Origin of the sequence: Proteus sp. fly-1089, assembly GCF_040138965.1 — a bacterium.
Taxonomy (GTDB): Bacteria; Pseudomonadota; Gammaproteobacteria; order Enterobacterales; family Enterobacteriaceae; genus Proteus; species Proteus vulgaris_B.
The window spans coordinates 878,514-896,096 of record NZ_JBEETS010000001.1; the positions used below are offsets into that span (position 1 = coordinate 878,514).

The 17,583-nt window shown below is 36.9% G+C and carries 16 protein-coding genes; 8 read left to right on the forward strand and 8 right to left on the reverse strand.

The features are described from left to right. Positions 1–25 precede the first annotated feature (25 nt). Together nudB and aspS are read right to left on the reverse strand one after the other, a co-directional pair. Positions 26–460 (reverse strand): dihydroneopterin triphosphate diphosphatase, encoded by a 435-nt coding sequence (gene nudB / locus ABN080_RS04110; RefSeq protein ID WP_349440439.1) that lies wholly within the window; start codon positions 458–460, stop codon positions 26–28. A 3-nt stretch (positions 461–463) separates the two neighbouring features. After that, positions 464–2,248, reverse strand: a complete 1,785-nt coding sequence (gene aspS / locus ABN080_RS04115; RefSeq protein ID WP_349440440.1) for an aspartate--tRNA ligase — start codon at positions 2,246–2,248, stop codon at positions 464–466. Between the two features lie 266 nt (positions 2,249–2,514). Here aspS and ABN080_RS04120 point away from each other — a divergent pair, with 266 nt between their 5' ends. From ABN080_RS04120 to ABN080_RS04140, 5 genes are all read left to right on the forward strand, one after another. Continuing rightward, complete coding sequence (locus ABN080_RS04120; RefSeq protein WP_023582071.1) at positions 2,515–2,913, forward strand: MAPEG family protein; 399 nt, start codon at positions 2,515–2,517, stop codon at positions 2,911–2,913. A 187-nt stretch (positions 2,914–3,100) separates the two neighbouring features. Then, positions 3,101–3,853, forward strand: a complete 753-nt coding sequence (cmoA, locus tag ABN080_RS04125) for a carboxy-S-adenosyl-L-methionine synthase CmoA (protein ID WP_196554179.1) — start codon at positions 3,101–3,103, stop codon at positions 3,851–3,853. Next, positions 3,853–4,827, forward strand: coding sequence for a tRNA 5-methoxyuridine(34)/uridine 5-oxyacetic acid(34) synthase CmoB (cmoB, locus tag ABN080_RS04130; RefSeq protein ID WP_349440441.1), 975 nt, complete (start codon positions 3,853–3,855; stop codon positions 4,825–4,827). The genes cmoA and cmoB overlap by 1 nt, the downstream gene beginning before the upstream one ends. A 128-nt stretch (positions 4,828–4,955) precedes the next feature. Then, on the forward strand, positions 4,956–5,771 hold the full coding sequence (locus tag ABN080_RS04135; RefSeq protein ID WP_349440442.1) for a hypothetical protein: 816 nt from the start codon (positions 4,956–4,958) through the stop codon (positions 5,769–5,771). A 241-nt stretch (positions 5,772–6,012) separates the two neighbouring features. Beyond that, on the forward strand, positions 6,013–7,587 hold the full coding sequence (locus ABN080_RS04140; protein ID WP_349440443.1) for an ATP-binding cassette domain-containing protein: 1,575 nt from the start codon (positions 6,013–6,015) through the stop codon (positions 7,585–7,587). Positions 7,588–7,643: 56 nt separating this feature from the next. Here ABN080_RS04140 and cutC read toward each other — a convergent pair whose 3' ends face one another. Next, on the reverse strand, positions 7,644–8,396 hold the full coding sequence (gene cutC / locus ABN080_RS04145) for a copper homeostasis protein CutC (RefSeq protein ID WP_072068218.1): 753 nt from the start codon (positions 8,394–8,396) through the stop codon (positions 7,644–7,646). Between the two features lie 154 nt (positions 8,397–8,550). Further along, entirely contained in the window at positions 8,551–9,105 is a 555-nt protein-coding gene (locus tag ABN080_RS04150; protein ID WP_349440444.1) for a VOC family protein, read from the reverse strand. 172 nt (positions 9,106–9,277) lie between these two features. On the opposite strand from ABN080_RS04150, the gene argS reads away from it, so the two are divergent. Continuing rightward, positions 9,278–11,008, forward strand: coding sequence for an arginine--tRNA ligase (gene argS / locus ABN080_RS04155; protein WP_349440445.1), 1,731 nt, complete (start codon positions 9,278–9,280; stop codon positions 11,006–11,008). A 141-nt stretch (positions 11,009–11,149) separates the two neighbouring features. Here the strand turns inward: argS and ABN080_RS04160 are convergent, their stop codons facing one another. The 3 genes from ABN080_RS04160 to ABN080_RS04170 all read right to left on the reverse strand — a co-directional run bounded on the left by ABN080_RS04160 (position 11,150) and on the right by ABN080_RS04170 (position 14,729). After that, on the reverse strand, positions 11,150–11,422 hold the full coding sequence (locus tag ABN080_RS04160; RefSeq protein WP_072068221.1) for a hypothetical protein: 273 nt from the start codon (positions 11,420–11,422) through the stop codon (positions 11,150–11,152). Between the two features lie 1,027 nt (positions 11,423–12,449). After that, a complete protein-coding gene (gene murJ / locus ABN080_RS04165; protein ID WP_196554172.1) occupies positions 12,450–13,985 on the reverse strand; it encodes a murein biosynthesis integral membrane protein MurJ in 1,536 nt (511 codons plus the stop codon). Between the two features lie 147 nt (positions 13,986–14,132). Next, positions 14,133–14,729, reverse strand: coding sequence for a TetR/AcrR family transcriptional regulator (locus ABN080_RS04170; RefSeq protein ID WP_349440446.1), 597 nt, complete (start codon positions 14,727–14,729; stop codon positions 14,133–14,135). A 102-nt stretch (positions 14,730–14,831) separates the two neighbouring features. Between ABN080_RS04170 and ABN080_RS04175 the strand changes: the two genes are divergently transcribed. Further along, positions 14,832–15,467 (forward strand): GNAT family N-acetyltransferase, encoded by a 636-nt coding sequence (locus tag ABN080_RS04175; RefSeq protein WP_349440447.1) that lies wholly within the window; start codon positions 14,832–14,834, stop codon positions 15,465–15,467. Positions 15,468–15,576: 109 nt separating this feature from the next. Here the strand turns inward: ABN080_RS04175 and rimJ are convergent, their stop codons facing one another. Next, a complete protein-coding gene (rimJ, locus tag ABN080_RS04180) occupies positions 15,577–16,158 on the reverse strand; it encodes a ribosomal protein S5-alanine N-acetyltransferase (RefSeq protein WP_072068225.1) in 582 nt (193 codons plus the stop codon). Between the two features lie 197 nt (positions 16,159–16,355). Here rimJ and mdtH point away from each other — a divergent pair, with 197 nt between their 5' ends. Continuing rightward, positions 16,356–17,558 carry a multidrug efflux MFS transporter MdtH gene (gene mdtH, locus ABN080_RS04185; protein ID WP_072068226.1) on the forward strand — a complete coding sequence of 401 codons (1,203 nt, stop codon included), beginning with the start codon at positions 16,356–16,358 and terminating at the stop codon, positions 17,556–17,558. Positions 17,559–17,583: the final 25 nt, after the last annotated feature.

The window sequence follows — 17,583 nt, forward strand, 5'->3', positions numbered from 1 at the left end:
AATATCTCCAAACGTGGTCTAATCATTAAATAACAAATTCTTCAATCGCTTGCTGATTACTGGTGGATTTTGTTAATTTTGCCGCCAGTGGTGCGTCGAGCCATTGACATTGAGAATGCTCAGTTAACACAAGTTCTCGCTCTGCGGGCAGTGCTAACGTAAACCAATGTTCCTGACAATGTGTCACATCGGGTGCATAACGATGCCGAAAATGTGCAAAAATTTCAAAAAGGACTGAGCGATGACAATCCACCAGCTCAAGATTTTCTTTTATGATATCAATTCCAACTTCTTCTTGCACTTCACGTAACGCAGTTTGAAAAGGCGCTTCGTTCTCTTCTAAACTACCTGTCACCGATTGCCAAAAATCCGGATCATCTCGACGCTTAAGCATAAGCACCCGTTTGGTCTCTTTTGCATAAATAACAACTAAAACGGATACCGGGCGCTTATATTTCATTATTTACTCTTTATCTTCACTAACTTCTTTTTGAGTTACCGCAATTGCTAGCTCTTTTAAAGAATCAGCATTAGCAAAACTTGGTGCGTTAGTCATTAAGCACGCTGCCGCTGTTGTTTTAGGGAATGCAATAACATCACGAATATTATCAGTTCCAGTTAGCAACATCACTAAACGGTCTAAACCAAAGGCTAAACCTGCATGTGGCGGTGTACCAAATTTAAGTGCATCTAATAAGAAACCGAATTTCTCTTGTTGCTCATCTGGCGAAATACCTAAAATACTAAATACCGCTTGTTGCATTTCATTACGGTGAATACGCACAGAGCCACCACCAACTTCATAACCGTTGATAACCATATCGTAAGCATTTGCCACCGCACCCACAGGGTGTGCTGTTAATTCTGCTGGAGAGAGATCTTTCGGCGAAGTAAATGGATGGTGCATTGCACTTAAACTACCCGTTTCTTCATCTTCTTCAAACATTGGGAAGTCGATAACCCATAATGGTTTCCATGCATTTAAGTCTGTCAGTTCAAGATCTCGACCCACTTTCAAACGCAGAGCACCCATTGCATCACTCATAGTGCCTTTACGGCCTGCACCAAAGAAGATTAAATCACCATCAGTTGCACCCGTTGTTTTTAAAATAGCGTTAACAACATCATTAGTTAGGAATTTAGCAATTGGGCTTTGTACACCTTCAATGCCTTTAGCACTTTCGTTGACTTTCATCCACGCAAGGCCTTTAGCGCCGTAAATACCAACAAATTGTGTATACTCATCGATATTTTTACGAGTTAATGATGCGCCACCTGGTACACGCAATGCGATAACTCGGCATTTTTCATCATTGGCGGCTTGTGCAAATACACTGAACTCAACATCTTTGACTAAATCAGCAATATCTTTGAGTTCCATTGGGTTACGTAAATCAGGTTTGTCTGAACCATAACGACGCATTGCTTCAGCAAAGGTCATAACAGGGAATGCACCTAAATCAACATTAAGAATATCCAACCATAATGCGTGGATCATGCGCTCCATCACTTCGCGCACTTGATCTGCACTCATGAAAGAGGTTTCAACATCGATTTGTGTAAATTCAGGCTGACGGTCAGCACGCAAGTCTTCATCACGGAAGCATTTTACGATTTGATAGTAGCGATCAAAGCCAGACATCATTAACAGCTGTTTAAAAAGCTGTGGTGATTGTGGTAATGCGTAAAATTTGCCTTTATGTACACGACTTGGCACTAAATAGTCACGCGCACCCTCTGGTGTTGCTTTTGTCAGCATCGGGGTTTCAACATCAAGGAAACCTTCACCATCCATAAAACGGCGAACGAAGCTTGTGATTTTAGCACGGGTTTTTAAACGATCAGACATTTCAGGGCGACGCAGGTCTAAATAACGATAAGTTAAACGACGCTCTTCAGTATTTGTTTGATTGCTATCTAACGGTAATGGCTCTGAACGGTTAAAAATAGACAGAGATTCTGCCGCTAACTCAATTTCACCTGTTGCCATATTTTTGTTAACTTGGCTATCAGGGCGAGCGCGTACTGTTCCTGTGACTTGAATACAAAATTCATTACGCAGTTCTGATGCCTGAGAAAATGCCTCTTTCTGCTCTGGGTCAAAGAAGACTTGAACAATACCTTCGCGATCTCGCATATCAATAAAGATAAGCCCACCTAAGTCACGGCGACGGTTAACCCAACCACAAAGAGTCACTTTTTGGCCCACATGGGCACTATTCAACTGCCCACAATAATTAGTACGCATACAATATCCTTTTACTCAGCTTGTTGTGCTTTCTGCTGCGGAAATTTTGGCAATAGTCTTTTTCGAGTAGTGTCAAAAAAAAGGCAGACATTATAACGAAAATTCTTCCTAGAGATAAGAGTATAGACCTAGTTTATATGATACATCTTTTCAAGGATTTGCTAATCCCCAAACAATTAATTAATAATAATTATTTATAGCGACAGAAGTCGCTTTGAGGTTTATCATTAAATTCGCCGTTTTTTGGCTTTGGCAATGGAGAAAAGATGGTTAGCTCGCTTTATATCGTACTGGGCGCACTATTATTGATTAAATTGTCCCTCAATGTTGTAAAACTCAGAACACAATATCGGGTTGCTTATGGTGATGGTGGCTTTTATGAATTACAAACAGCCATCCGTGTTCACGGCAATGCGGTAGAATATATTCCTATTTCTATGATCTTATTACTGGTCATGGAAATGAATGGTGCTTTTGTTTGGATGGTACACATCTGTGGCTCAATTTTAATCGCAGGTCGCTTTTTACACTCTTATGGATTAAAACACCGTGAACTTCGTTGGCGTCGTTCAGGCATGGCTGCCACTTATTTATCAATGGTATTGATGATCATTGCTAATATTTATTTCCTTCCTTGGATACAAATCTTTTCCTTTTATTACTAAGTCCTCGCGGGAATAACATGATCATCCATGATCAAAACCGACATCCTTGCTGTTGTGTCTAATAACGGCAAGGTATCAAAAAGGTTTATTTGTTTTTTCCAATTTCTTTCTAAATAATGCAACTTTGTGAGCACCGTCGCTTCTGGTAGAATGCTTGCTTCTTTTATTCCTTAAACCTATTTTAGTTATGTCGAATTCAAAATCATCACAACAAGACAGCTTATTTGCGACACCTATTGCAAACCTTGGTGACTGGCGCTTTGATGAAAAAGTCGCTGAAGTATTTCCTGATATGATAAAACGCTCAGTGCCTGGTTATTCAAATATCATCTCTATGATCGGTATGCTTGCAGGTCGCTTTGTTACACCCAATAGCCAAGTATATGATTTAGGCTGTTCTTTAGGTGCAGCAACCCTTTCTATGCGCCGCAATATTAGTGTGACAGGCTGCAAAATTATTGGTGTTGATAATTCACCAGCTATGGTAGAGCGTTGTCAACGCCATATTGATGCCTATAAAGCAGATACCCCCGTCGATATTATCGAAGGTGATATTCTTGATATTGAGATCAATAATGCCTCAATGGTAGTGCTTAACTTCACCTTACAATTCTTAGCACCGAGTGATCGACAAATATTATTAAACCGCATTTACCAAGGCCTTAACCCTGGTGGTGTGTTAGTGCTTTCTGAAAAATTCAGTTTTGAAGATAACGAAATTGGTGAATTGTTGTTTAATATGCACCATGATTTCAAACGCGCTAACGGTTACAGCGAATTAGAAATTAGCCAAAAACGTAGCATGTTAGAAAATGTTATGCTGACAGACTCAGTCGAAACCCATAAAACTCGCTTACATAATGCAGGTTTCCCTCATGCAGAAGTTTGGTTCCAATGTTTTAATTTTGGCTCTCTTTTAGCGATTAAAGGCAATAACTAATGATTAATTTTAGCTCGTTCTATCAACTTATTGCGCAAGATGAGCGCTTATTTCATTGGTTAGATACATTACCGGCTCAATTATCAGAATGGCGCTCAAATGCGTTACACGGTCACTTTTCTTCATGGGAAAGAATGCTCGATGGTTTGCCAGAAATAATCCCTACAGAACTTGATTTAAAAAATGGAGTAATTGCCAATAAAACACCTACATTAAGTGCAGGCGAACAACTGGGTTTAAATAATATTCTGAAATCCTTAATGCCATGGCGAAAAGGCCCTTTCTCTCTTTATGGGGTCGATATTGATACAGAGTGGCGCTCAGATTGGAAATGGGAGCGTGTTTTACCTCACCTTTCCCCTCTCGAAGGCCGTTTAGTGTTGGATGTAGGTTGTGGCAGTGGCTATCACATGTGGCGAATGCTAGGTGAAGGGGCTGAGTTTGTTGTGGGGATCGACCCTACTCAACTTTTCTTATGCCAATTTGAAGCTGTCAGAAAATTATTAGGAAATGATCAACGTGCACATTTAATTCCTGTTGGTATTGAACAAATGCCAGAATTAAAAGCCTTTGATACCGTATTCTCAATGGGCGTACTTTATCATCGTCGTTCACCGCTTGATCATTTATGGCAATTAAAAAATCAATTGGTTTCGGGCGGTGAATTAGTATTAGAAAGCCTCGTTGTTGATGGTGATGAATTTCAATGCCTGATCCCAGGTGAACGTTATGCACAAATGCGTAATGTATACTTTATTCCATCAGCAAAAATGCTAAAGGTTTGGCTAGAAAAATGTGGTTTTAAAGATGTACGTATTGTCGATGAAAACACAACCTCTCTAGATGAACAACGTAAAACAGATTGGATGATAACAGATTCATTAGATGCGTTCTTAAATGCTGATGATAAAACAAAAACGGTTGAAGGTTATCCAGCGCCTAAGCGTGCAATATTAATTGCCACTAAGCCTTAATTTTTTATTGTGATCTAAAGGGATATCAAGTTATTAAATATCCCTTTCTTCCATAATATTCATCTTGTTTTTTTATTAAAGACATCTTATACGTCCTCTTATTTGCAAATGAACGATTAAAGAAAATTATGGCAAAGACACCAAAGAGCAAAGTTGCAACCCAAAAGGAAATAACACAAAAAAAACAACACGCTCTTTTACAAAAGAATAAGCGTCAGCAATATGATGATCCTATTTTTTCGTCCTTTGTAGAAACCACACCAGCAAAATGTCTCCCACTAACACCATTACAACGTGGGGTACAATTCTTTTTTTCATTATTTGACTACACCACACAACTTTTATATATCGCTTTTATTATTACCGTTTGGTGGTTTCCTGAACATTTCTCAGTTCAAACAATTTATAATCTAACCGTTTTATTTTTATTTGAGTTTATTCTCGTGCACTCAGGTGTTTTTATGGCTGCATTTGCTCGTACTAAGCTTATATTTGCCCTTATTCCCTTTTATGGAATATTTGCACTTATTATTAATAGTATGATTATGGGTGATGAAAACCTGATTATTTGGCTCTATGCTGTGATTGTTGCCAATCGAATTATCAATGGTTACCAAGTAAAAACTAAAGAAGAAATGGGGAAAAATTTATTCTATTCTGCACTATTAGTTTTAAATTTTATGCTATGCCTTTTTTCTGTCATGATTTTTAAGTTTTTAGTCCCTTATGGTGGATTAACGCCCCAATATTTAAATAAAATTGACTATCTTTATTTAATTCCACAACACAGCGATTATTTTAATGTTCCACATATTGGCATGGCTTACGGCACTCTATTTTATGGTATACCTTTAGCTTGCATTACCTACATTAATATATTATCAATTTATAAACGCATAATGTTCAAAATAAAAGCTCGTAAAATAAGAACCACACGCAGATAATCTTATTCGGCGCTTGTTGCTTGTTGTTCATCTTTATTCATGCTTAAATACGCGTGTTATCTATCCAATTACTTCTCTTTTTAAAAAGGCACTTCCCTACGATGAACTAAATTCTGCCAGAAAATTTCTCAAATACCTTTTTGGTATTCATTTTCTGTTACTGGCAGACAATAATTTATTTCGTCGCATCTAGAAAAAGATCTCGGCTGTCTGCCACCTATTTCGCTTAGGAGGTATTACTATGACAATAGCCTGCCACTTCTCACAACTTACTATCGAATTTAATCAAGAGCGCCTTTTTCCACCATTAACTCGTTCGTTGGCTTGTCAGCAAAATGCATTAATCGGCCATAATGGTAAAGGAAAATCCATACTACTAAGATTATTGGCACAAAAAATAACGCCTTCATCTGGGCAAGTTGATTGGAATATGCCTTTTGTTCACGTTGATCAATTAACCAGGTTACAAGGTGATACTCTTGCTCAAGCGTTAGATATTCATGAAATTTATCATGCATTCCAACGCGTTGATGCAGGTATTGCGACATTAGAAGATATTGAGTTACTTGATGGCAAATGGCAGCTTCCTGTTACGTGGCAGAATTTATTAGATTCAGCACAACTCCCTGTCGTATTAGATACCCCTATTGCGAATTTAAGTGGCGGAGAACAAACACGTTTAGCACTTTGTCGCGCTTTTTTATGCGAGGAAAGTTTTCTACTTTTAGATGAGCCAGATAATCATCTTGATTATCAAGGACAACAGTGGCTAATAAAACAGTTGGCTCAGCACAAAGCTGGCTCTCTTATTGTTAGTCATAATCGAAATTTACTCACTTATGCCGACACTACTTTAGAGTTAAGTGAAAAAGGTTTATCTGAATATGGTGGAAATTATGCTTTATATGAAACACAAAAAAGCACAGAAATTGCATCGTTGGAAGCCGTAAGTGATCGACTAAACAGCCAAATTAAAAATGAAAAACGCCAACAACAAGCCACCTTGCAAAAAGCAACTCAACGTAAACGCCAAGGTGAATCAATCAGACAAAGTGGCTCTCAGTGCCTACTTCTGCTAGATATGCAAAAAAATAGAGCAGAGCAACGCCAATCGGCTGTAGCAAAACGTCATCAGCGTGTAATAGAAGATATGCAATCTAAAAAACAAGGTGTTGATGAAGAAAAAGTGCATGTTCATCAGCAAAAAATGGTATTGAATTACCAAAGTGATGGGTATCGTTTAAATGTATTTGTAGATAATCTTCAGCTTCCGTATGGTTATCAGCGCCCTATTTCATTTTCAGCTTACAGTAATGAGCATTGGCATATTAAAGGTAAAAATGGATGTGGAAAATCGACATTATTAAAATGTCTGATCCAACAATTTAGCCCACTCTCTGGTGAGTTTCGTCTTAATAAAGACTTTTGTTATCTTGATCAGCATCTTGCTTTACTTGATAAGAAATTGCCTGTTGCACAGGCACTGCACCAATATCAACCCGCTATTTCTATCGAGCAATGGCGAACACGGCTGGGTATGTTAAGGATCAGAGGTGATAAGTCATTACTTCCTCTAGAAAAACTAAGTGGTGGCGAACAATTAAAAGCAACGTTATTAGCTTTAACACACAGTCCTATTCCTCCTGCGGTATTATTGCTTGATGAACCAGATAACCACCTTGATATTGGCTCCAAACAATTATTGGAAAATTTACTCGTTGAATATCAAGGTACATTATTACTGGTTTCCCATGATGAAGCCTTTGTTGAACGTTGCGGTATAACACATACCTTAGTATTAGATGAGATTGCATAAAAAAACTGCGCTATAAAAGGCGCAGTTTTAAAATCTGTCACTAAAGCTAATTAAAACTAAGAAGCTAATGGCGTATAAATACTCATAATATCTTTCATTGCTTCAACGGTATCTTCATCCACACAATAATGGGTAAACTCATCAACTTCACTGTCTGAGCTCATTGTGACACCCGCTTTACGATAAATCATGGTTGAGGGTGCGACCTTACCCGCAGAACTATGTATTTCTTTTAAACCTGCATCTAAGAATTTTTGGATATTACTTAATCTTACGCCAGCTCCTGCCATAATGACGGGACCTTGTGTTTTTTCATTTAATGTTCGTAATAAAGGTAAACCTAATTCCGCATTTGCCTGCTGGCCTGATGTTAAAATACGAGAAACACCTAACTGTGTCAGTTGTTCTAACCCTAATAATGGATTAATACACATATCAAAAGCACGATGGAAAGTAATAGCTAAAGGGCCAGCAAGCTCCATTAGAATTTCCATTTTAGGCAAATCAATATGTCCTTCTTCATTTAATAAGCCAACAACAGCGCCTGGAAACCCCATATCACGAATTAGGCTAATATCATTTTTCATTGCCGAAAAATCAGCTTGTGTGTAACAAAAATCTCCCCCTCGAGGGCGAATAATAGGATGAACGGGAATACGAACCAGATCTCTGACTTGTCTTAGCATTCCAAAGCTTGGCGTAATGCCACCTTCTGATGGACTGGTGCATAGCTCAATTCTATCCGCACCTGCTCGTTCTGCCACCAGCGCACACTCTGCGCCAAAACAACAAATCTCCAACGTAGCCATATCATCCCTCTTTATCCTTAATACAGAAAGTAATCAGAAAATAAATATCATTTCTCAGCGATTACTAACAATAGTTGTCGAATATCTCTATTCATTCAATTCCACTATCAGAGTTTTGTGCTGACACAAGCAAACTATTTTCTGAAAGTGTCGTTCAACACTCACTTTCTACAATTTCAAGTAACGAATAAGGATGATATTTCACTGTCACTTTACTATTAGAAATAGCCACCGTGGGATTGGGCAAACGTTCTTTTTCACCTTTAGGTTCACTGATTTTTAAGCTAATACCCTCTGGCAAAGGAGATGGTAAAAATGACATAACGTTATTAACTAAATCAGAAGGCTCAACAGGGATCACTTGCTCAATGTGCTCCCAACCTTGGTACTTATATATTTTATGGGTGGGGAATGGTAATTCAACAATGGAAACAGCTTGATTTAAAACCGTTAATGGCGTCTCTAATTGAAAAAGATAAATTGGGCGTCCGTTAATAATATTATCAGAAATACACTTTCCACATTGACTAAGCCCTTTTCGCCATTGTTCAGCCAATGTTAAATCGTGACAACGTAACGAAATATGGTCAATAAGATAAAGTGTGAAATTTAAACCTAACTGATTGGCAAACTGTGTCATTTTTTCTTCAAACTGTGGAAGCTCGTGAGTTAAATCATTTAATTGAGGGATTGAAGAAAATAACGCCATTTTGAGTAACCTTAATGAAAAAACAGAGAAAAAATCTTAAAGATAAGGTGCAGATGGTAGCATGTTCTAGCCGGAATATGTTATAAATTCAAGGTTAATCCTAATTCTTTATAATAAACCTGTCAGGCTTTTGTCGTCAGGTTTTATTTTCCCAATAATTTAAGGTAACCCGGTGAATATTCAGGCTTTTCTTTCAGAAAAAATCAGTGTGGCAATGTGTGCTGCTGGCGCACCCGCTGATAGCGAACCCCTTGTCCGCCAGTCAGCCAAAGTGCAATTTGGTGACTATCAGGCAAATGGTGTCATGGGAGCAGCAAAAAAAATGGGGATCCCACCCCGACAACTCGCAGAGAAAATTCTGGAACAGCTTGATATTACAGGTATTGCAGATAAAGTTGAAATCGCGGGTCCTGGTTTTATCAATATCTTCTTATCGCCACAATGGGTTGCAAAGCAAGCAGAAGACGCATTAGTCGATGAACATCTGAACGTAACATCTGTTACACCTCAAACTATTGTTATTGATTATTCTTCTCCAAACGTTGCAAAACAAATGCATGTCGGCCACTTACGCTCTACGATTATTGGTGATGCAAGTGCGCGTACATTATCTTTCTTAGGCCATAACGTTATTCGTGCTAATCACCTCGGTGATTGGGGTACGCAATTTGGTATGTTAATTGCGTATTTAGAGAAAAAACAAAACGAAAATGCCGCTGATATGGCGTTATCTGATCTCGAAGAGTTCTATCGTGAAGCAAAAAAATGCTATGACGAAGATGAAGTCTTTGCAGAGCGTGCGCGTAATTATGTTGTGAAATTACAAGGCGGCGATGAGTATTGCCGTACAATGTGGCGCAAACTTGTTGATATCACAATGCAACAAAACCAAGTGACTTATCAGCGTCTTAACGTCACATTAACCGAAGATGACATTATGGGTGAAAGCCTTTATAACCCAATGTTACCTGGCATTGTTGCTGACCTAAAAGCAAAAGGCCTTGCTGTAGAAAGTGAAGGTGCAACGGTTGTTTTCCTTGATGAATATAAAAACAAGGAAGGCGAACCTATGGGAGTTATCGTTCAGAAAAAAGACGGTGGCTACCTTTATACAACAACTGATATTGCTTGTGCTAAATATCGTCACGAAAATCTACATGCTGATCGCGTTCTCTATTATATCGACTCTCGCCAACATCAGCATTTAATGCAAGCATGGACAATTGTCCGTAAAGCAGGTTATATCCCTGATTCAATGTCACTTGAACACCATATGTTCGGCATGATGTTAGGTAAAGACGGTCGTCCATTTAAAACACGTTCTGGCGGTACTATCCGTTTAACAGATTTACTCGATGAAGCGCAAGAAAGAGCCCGTACATTAATTGCTGAAAAAAATCCAGATATGGATAAAGACGAATTAAATAATGTTGCTCGCGTTGTCGGTATTGGTGCTGTGAAATACGCTGACTTATCTAAAAACCGCACTACAGATTACATCTTCGATTGGGATCTGATGTTAAGTTTTGAAGGTAATACCGCACCTTATATGCAATATGCTTATACTCGCGTTGCTTCAATCTTTAAACGTGCTGAAATTGATGAAAACACATTAACTCAGCCGATCACATTAGCGCAATCTCATGAAAAACAACTTGCATTACGTTTAGTACAATTTGATGAGACCATCATGCAAGTTGCTCGTGAAGGAACTCCTCATGTGATGTGTGCTTATCTCTACGATCTGGCGCAAACCTTCTCTGGTTTTTATGAAAACTGCCCTATCTTATCTGCTGAGGATGAAAACACTCGCCAAAGCCGTCTAAAACTAGCTCGTTTGACCGCGAGAACCTTAAAACAAGGTTTAGATACTTTAGGGATTGAAACGGTCGATAGAATGTAATCAGCTTAAGCTCGCAAATTACAGAAACAAAAAACCGATGGCATTTAACCATCGGTTTTTTTATACATTCATTATTTATTTGATATAGCTAAAAAACACTTCAAACAATCACTCAATCGAACTTCCAATGCTACTTAGTCATTAATCTTCATTAGCCGTTATAACATCCTGACACAAGAGTCCTCTGATGTCTTTTGCTTCAATCCAACCATCAACACTATCTATTGGCTTGCTTGGGCTATAAAAGCGGTCGTTAACGTCTTTAGCTGTAAATGACAGTTGCTCATTCGTTTTATCAAACACACCCACACAGTTAACTGGCGTTAATTTTGAAGTATTAATTTTTCCATCAGCAGTACAACCTGCAAGAAATAACGTAGCTAATGATACAGAAATGATAATTGCTTTTTTCATAGTAGCTCCTTGACACTCTTTTATTTTTATTTTTACTAAAAACCATCTAATTGATTATTTAGTAGTCTTTAAACTAGAAATATCTAATAGTTTATAACTGCCTTGAGTATAGCGAACATATGGAGAAATATTTGAGTTATTGAGCTATTAATGAAAAAAATAAGAACTATTGCGAAGGATTTGAAAAGAGAGGGAAAAACAGAAAACAATGGCGGATAAATGAAAACAATAATTAGTGTACCATACCGAATTATCAGTAATCTAATTATCTATTAATAATAGATTTAATATTAATTTCATTATTCACGCGACTTATTGTTTACTGCTTATCCCCAGCAATCGTATTACCTATTTGAAGCGCAGACAAAATAGATATGATCACTTTCAGTAGTACTGAACGATAACAAGCAAATAACTTTACAGTCACGGTTAATCTACCTGAACAAAGAAATAATAATATGTCTTAAATCAAAAAAATCAAATATTTTAAAATATACTGCAATATTTTGAAATATTTGTAATATCTCATCATTAAGTAAGAAATATTTAACAGATGTGTCATTTTTTAAACCTAAACAACACCAGAGAGTTTATCTAAAAAAAGATAATTCGTCAAACCGTAAGTGCTTAGAATATAGCGTCTATTTTTTTACTTTATGTAGAATGACAGTATAGGTAAACAAATTGTCTAAAGATATTCGGTATGAATAATGATTAAATTAATTTATGTATTAGGCTTAAAAAGTGCTTTTCAATGCCGAAAAACTGTATAAATCATTCAGAAATTGGAAAAAAAATTTAATAAAAAAATAATGAAGAAAAAAATTTTCCGCGTTTTTTTATTCTATTTTTCTTTTACGACGACATAGATCTAATCTAACTAAATACCAAAAATGTGATCAATGTTGCATTATAAATAGTCTAGAAATAGAGAAAGGTTCTAAATGAGAGGATTAGCACTGATAAAAATATTGTTAATTTAAACCTCCCTGCTTTTATACAAAAAGCAGGGAGCATATTTTATGAACTATAAAGCACGTAATGAAAAATGACGAGGTCTAAAACCTAATACATACAAGGCCACAAAATAACTGCCAGCCCCAACCACAACGACGAGTAATAGACGTAAAATACGCATAAGCATACTTCCAATATCCCAGCTTGGCATGATCCATAACATTCCAACTAACACAGCCCCCATTACCACCAACGCTATTGTTAGTTTTAATAAAAAGACTGGCCATCCCGCCAAAGGTTGATAAATATCTTTTTTACGAATTTGCCAAAATAGCATAGAGGCATTAAAACAAGCTGCAATACCAATCGAAAGTGCAAGGCCAACGTGTTTTAAGCTACCAACAAATGCGAGATTCATTAATTGTGTCAGTATTAATGTTGCGATAGCAATTTTTACAGGTGTTTTAATATCCTGACGAGAATAGAAACCAGGCGCTAAGATTTTTATGATAATAAGCCCCATCAACCCAACACAATAAGCAATTAACGCTTGTTGTGTCATTAACGCATCATGAGCATTAAAATTACCGTATTGGAATAAAGATGCCGTTAACGGCCCTGATAATACAGCTAAACCAATCGTACAAGGTAGTGCTAATAAAAAGCACAGCCTTAATCCCCAATCCATCAATTTTCTATATTCTTCAGTATTACCACTAGCAAAACTCTTCGATAATGAAGGTAATAAAATAGTGCCTAATGCAACCCCTAACACACCTGTCGGTAGCTCCATTAGACGATCAGCATAATACATCCAAGAAACCGACCCTGACACTAAGAAAGAAGCAAAAATTGTATTGATAATTAAAGATATTTGGCTAACTGAAACACCTAAAATAGCAGGCCCCATTAATTTTAAAACACGCCAAACACCACTGTTTTTAAATGAGACTCTAGGTAGTACAAGCATACCTATTTTTTTCAAATGCGGTAATTGATAACCAAGTTGTAATATTCCTCCAGCAACAACCGCCCATGCCAATGCCATAATTGGTGGATTACAATAAGGCGCAACAACCAAAGCAAAAAATATCATACTGACATTAAGTAATGTTGGTGCAAAAGCAGGTACTGAAAAACGATTCCATGTATTTAAAATAGAGCCCGTTAATGAAGCCAAAGAAATAAGAAAAATATAAGGAAAGGTTATTCGTAATAAATCAGTCGTAAGTTGAAATTTATCTGGTGAGCTACTAAAACCTGGCGCTGTGACATAAATGACCCATGGTGCAGCAATAATACCAATTACCGTAACGACAGCAAGGATCAGTGTTAGCATACCTGAAACATAAGCAATAAAAGTACGTGTTGCTTCATCACCTTGCTGACTTTTATACTCAGCTAATATTGGCACAAAGGCTTGAGAAAATGCCCCTTCTGCAAAAATACGACGAAGTAAATTCGGTAATTTAAACGCAACAAAAAAAGCATCAGTTGCCATACCTGCGCCAAAAATACGCGCAATGATTGCATCACGAATGAATCCTAAGACCCGTGAAAACATAGTCATGGAACTCACTGCGGCCAGTGATTTAAGTAAATTCATAAAGTTATTCTAATTTTTGTTGAATGGAATAAAAAGAAAGGGACTATACTCCGTCTCTAACATCGAAAAATCAATCATCAATTGGCTAAAAATAAACAGTTTCAACTTACTTTTAGCTAATTCCAATAAGAGAAAAACACCTATGGTTTATGACCTAGCTAATATTTTTCTCAACATCATTTTTAGCATAGTTTGATTATCACCTTCATTAAACTCAGGATCGATAATATTTCTCCCCATAGAACCATCTGCAATCACAAATAACCATGTGGCGATTTTTTCTGGCTCTAATCGCGGATCAATTTGCCCTTTTTTAATACCGTTTTCTAACATGGCAATCAAACGTTGTTTATTGTTTCTTTCATTTTCAATGAAAATTTCGTGAATACTCGCATTGCGTGAAGCTTCAGCAAAAATCTCAATACTAATGCGCGCGTATTCTGGATGATTATAAAGCGCTATAATCTCTATCATTAAACCAATAACTGCTTGAACGCTCCCTTCTTGCGCTTCATAACGACAAAAAATCTCATCAAAAAGCTGTGCATCATCTAACGCAATAGCTTCAATAATCGCATTTTTATTGGGAAAATAATGAAATACATTTCCGGGGCTCATCCCTGCTTCATGACAAATTTCTGCTGTTGATGTGGAATGAAAACCTTTTACGGCAAAGCAACGCATCGCAGCATCAATTATGTGCTTCATTTTTGCTTTTTGTTTTTCAGTCGCTGTCTTGTTCATAACCTAAAAATCTCTGGACAAAATAAATTAGACTGATTAGTCTAGAATAAAATAGACCAAACAGTCTAAAAGTTAGCCCTATTATTGCAGAGTAACGATATCATGCAATTACTTAATGAACATTATCAGCTTCGTGTTGCAGAGCCTTCAGATATTCCTGAAATTATTCAATTGTTTGCACAAGCCTTTCATTTTAAATTGAATGCTTTTAATATTGATAGCACTAATCCTAACCAACGTCAGCAATTAGAAGCCATTTGGAATACGCTAGCGCGTAAAAAGAATAGCCAACAATTTGTTGTCACCGAGAATGAAAAGATAATTGCAACATTTTGTTTAGTCACAAAAGAAACTCAATTTATGTCAAATTCTTTTGCTAAAACACCCTTCTCTAATTATTGGCGCTATGGCATTACCCATTATATTAAGCAAAAAATTTTCTTTTCATTATTTGATTATACGCCAAAAGAAAATGAAGTTTATTTAGCTCATATTGCTGTTTTATCCACTTATCAAGGCCATGGTATCGCTTATGCAATACTTCAATGGGTAACGCAATACAGTAAAAATATTCTGAAAAAAATATATTTATCACTTTATGTGGATATTCATCATAAAGGCGCTCTTTATTTATACCAAAAAGATGGATTTTATATTGAGAGAAAAGAATCATCGCACCTGACACAATCTATTTTTCATATTCAACACTGGTATTATATGTTGAAAAAAATCAACTAAAGGCAAATTCAATATCACTATTGGCATCAATATATTGGTTAAAAGCACTGAAAAAACAAGGTATCACTATAATTATAAACAGTGCTTTATCCTTAACAATAAAGGCTATTTATCGTTTGAAGTACGTTCGTGTTGTTAATGCGGTTAATACATGATCACGCCATTCTTGGTTTATTTGCAGATAATTTTTTGCATAACCCTCACGTTCAAAACCATGTTTTGCCAATAAATTACCACTGCGTAAATTATGAGGCATATAATTCGCCATAATACGATGCATACCTTGTTGGCGTTGCATATAACGTAACGTTTCAGTTAATGCCTCAGACATATAACCTTTACCTTGCCATTTCTCACCTACAGAATAACCTAAAAAACAGGCATTAAAGGCACCGCGCATAACATTACTGTAATTAGCCACACCAATAATTTCATCTTCCGTTGGTGTTAACAACAAAAAATGAAATGCACTTTCTTGTCGATGTAATTCGTTCATATATTGCAAACGATGTTCCCAACCGGAAGGCAAATAGTGTGTTTTATCTCTTAATGGTTCCCATGGAATTAAAAAACGACGATTTAATGTATAATAATCAGCCAACCTTTCCGCATCTCGTTCATACGCTAAACGAATTATCATTCTTGTCGTTTCGAAACGAATTTTAGGAACTCCACCACGATAACCAAACATTGCGATCCCATTATCCTTTGATATAAATAAGTCTAATTCTGAAGTAACTCTTCTTATTCTGCCACTAACCTTAATAAAAAAATATCATCTTTAATTTACTATGAATTATGCACATTTAGAGACAGAATAGTCGAAGAAATAAATTATTTCGTTCCCCCCTTATTTTATTTAAATTATTTGCTTATTGATGGTGAGTAATGGCACTGGTAACACAAGCCCGTACCTTGGGTAAATATTTCCTCCTAATTGACAATATGTTAGTTGTCTTGGGTTTTTTCGTCGTTTTTCCTCTGATTTCCATCCGTTTCGTCGAACAATTAGGTTGGGCTGGTGTTATTGTCGGTTTTGCATTAGGGCTTAGACAATTAGTCCAGCAAGGCCTAGGTATTTTTGGTGGCGCCATCGCAGACCGCTTTGGTGCAAAACCAATGATAATAACTGGAATGTTATTACGTGCTTTAGGTTTTGCTTTAATGGCAATGGCAGATCAACCGTGGATACTTTGGTTATCTTGCATTTTATCTGCATTAGGGGGAACGTTATTTGATCCACCTCGTACAGCACTAGTTATTAAATTAACCAGACCTTATGAACGTGGCCGTTTTTATTCTTTATTATTAATGCAAGATAGTGCAGGAGCCGTTATTGGGGCGCTGATTGGTAGTTGGTTATTATTATATGATTTTCATTTAGTGTGCTGGGTTGGTGCAGGTGTTTTTGTTATTGCTGCTTTATTTAATGCTTGGTTACTACCTGCTTACCGCATATCTACAACCAGAACACCGATTAAAGAAGGACTAAATCGCGTATTATTGGATAAACGCTTTGTCAGTTATGTCTTAACGTTAACAGGCTATTTTATATTGTCTGTTCAAGTCATGTTGATGTTCCCTATTATCGTTAACGATATTGCAGGTACTCCGACTGCAGTAAAATGGATGTATGCCATTGAAGCATTACTCTCTTTAACCTTGCTCTATCCTATTGCGCGCTGGAGTGAAAAACGTTTCAAATTGGAACAACGTTTAATGGCCGGATTATTCTTAATGAGCATCAGTATGTTTCCTGTTGGAATGATCCATTCATTACAAGGCATTTTCTTAATTATTGGTTTATTTTATCTCGGCACGATCACCGCAGAGCCTGCACGTGAAACATTAAGTGCCTCACTGGCTGATCCTCGCGCTCGTGGTAGTTATATGGGATTTAGTCGCTTAGGTTTAGCCTTTGGTGGCGCAATCGGATATACCGGTGGTGGATGGATGTACGATTTAGGTAACCAATTTGATATGCCTGAATTACCTTGGTTCTTATTAGGTACAGTAGGATTAATAACACTTTACGCACTACACCGCCAATTTAATCGTAAAAAAATAGAAACAGCCATGCTTACTCCTTAGATATCAGGTAAACTTTTAGTTATCA

Coding starts and splice junctions, on each gene's coding strand:
- ABN080_RS04120 (WP_023582071.1), top strand. CDS start 2,515: ATGGTTAGCTCGCTTTATATCGTACTGGGCGCACTATTATTGATTAAA.
- aspS (WP_349440440.1), bottom strand. CDS start 2,248: ATGCGTACTAATTATTGTGGGCAGTTGAATAGTGCCCATGTGGGCCAA.
- cutC (WP_072068218.1), bottom strand. CDS start 8,396: ATGGCTACGTTGGAGATTTGTTGTTTTGGCGCAGAGTGTGCGCTGGTG.
- ABN080_RS04135 (WP_349440442.1), top strand. CDS start 4,956: ATGGCAAAGACACCAAAGAGCAAAGTTGCAACCCAAAAGGAAATAACA.
- nudB (WP_349440439.1), bottom strand. CDS start 460: ATGAAATATAAGCGCCCGGTATCCGTTTTAGTTGTTATTTATGCAAAA.
- ABN080_RS04150 (WP_349440444.1), bottom strand. CDS start 9,105: ATGGCGTTATTTTCTTCAATCCCTCAATTAAATGATTTAACTCACGAG.
- cmoB (WP_349440441.1), top strand. CDS start 3,853: ATGATTAATTTTAGCTCGTTCTATCAACTTATTGCGCAAGATGAGCGC.
- ABN080_RS04140 (WP_349440443.1), top strand. CDS start 6,013: ATGACAATAGCCTGCCACTTCTCACAACTTACTATCGAATTTAATCAA.
- ABN080_RS04170 (WP_349440446.1), bottom strand. CDS start 14,729: ATGAACAAGACAGCGACTGAAAAACAAAAAGCAAAAATGAAGCACATA.
- ABN080_RS04175 (WP_349440447.1), top strand. CDS start 14,832: ATGCAATTACTTAATGAACATTATCAGCTTCGTGTTGCAGAGCCTTCA.
- rimJ (WP_072068225.1), bottom strand. CDS start 16,158: ATGTTTGGTTATCGTGGTGGAGTTCCTAAAATTCGTTTCGAAACGACA.
- cmoA (WP_196554179.1), top strand. CDS start 3,101: ATGTCGAATTCAAAATCATCACAACAAGACAGCTTATTTGCGACACCT.
- ABN080_RS04160 (WP_072068221.1), bottom strand. CDS start 11,422: ATGAAAAAAGCAATTATCATTTCTGTATCATTAGCTACGTTATTTCTT.
- murJ (WP_196554172.1), bottom strand. CDS start 13,985: ATGAATTTACTTAAATCACTGGCCGCAGTGAGTTCCATGACTATGTTT.
- mdtH (WP_072068226.1), top strand. CDS start 16,356: ATGGCACTGGTAACACAAGCCCGTACCTTGGGTAAATATTTCCTCCTA.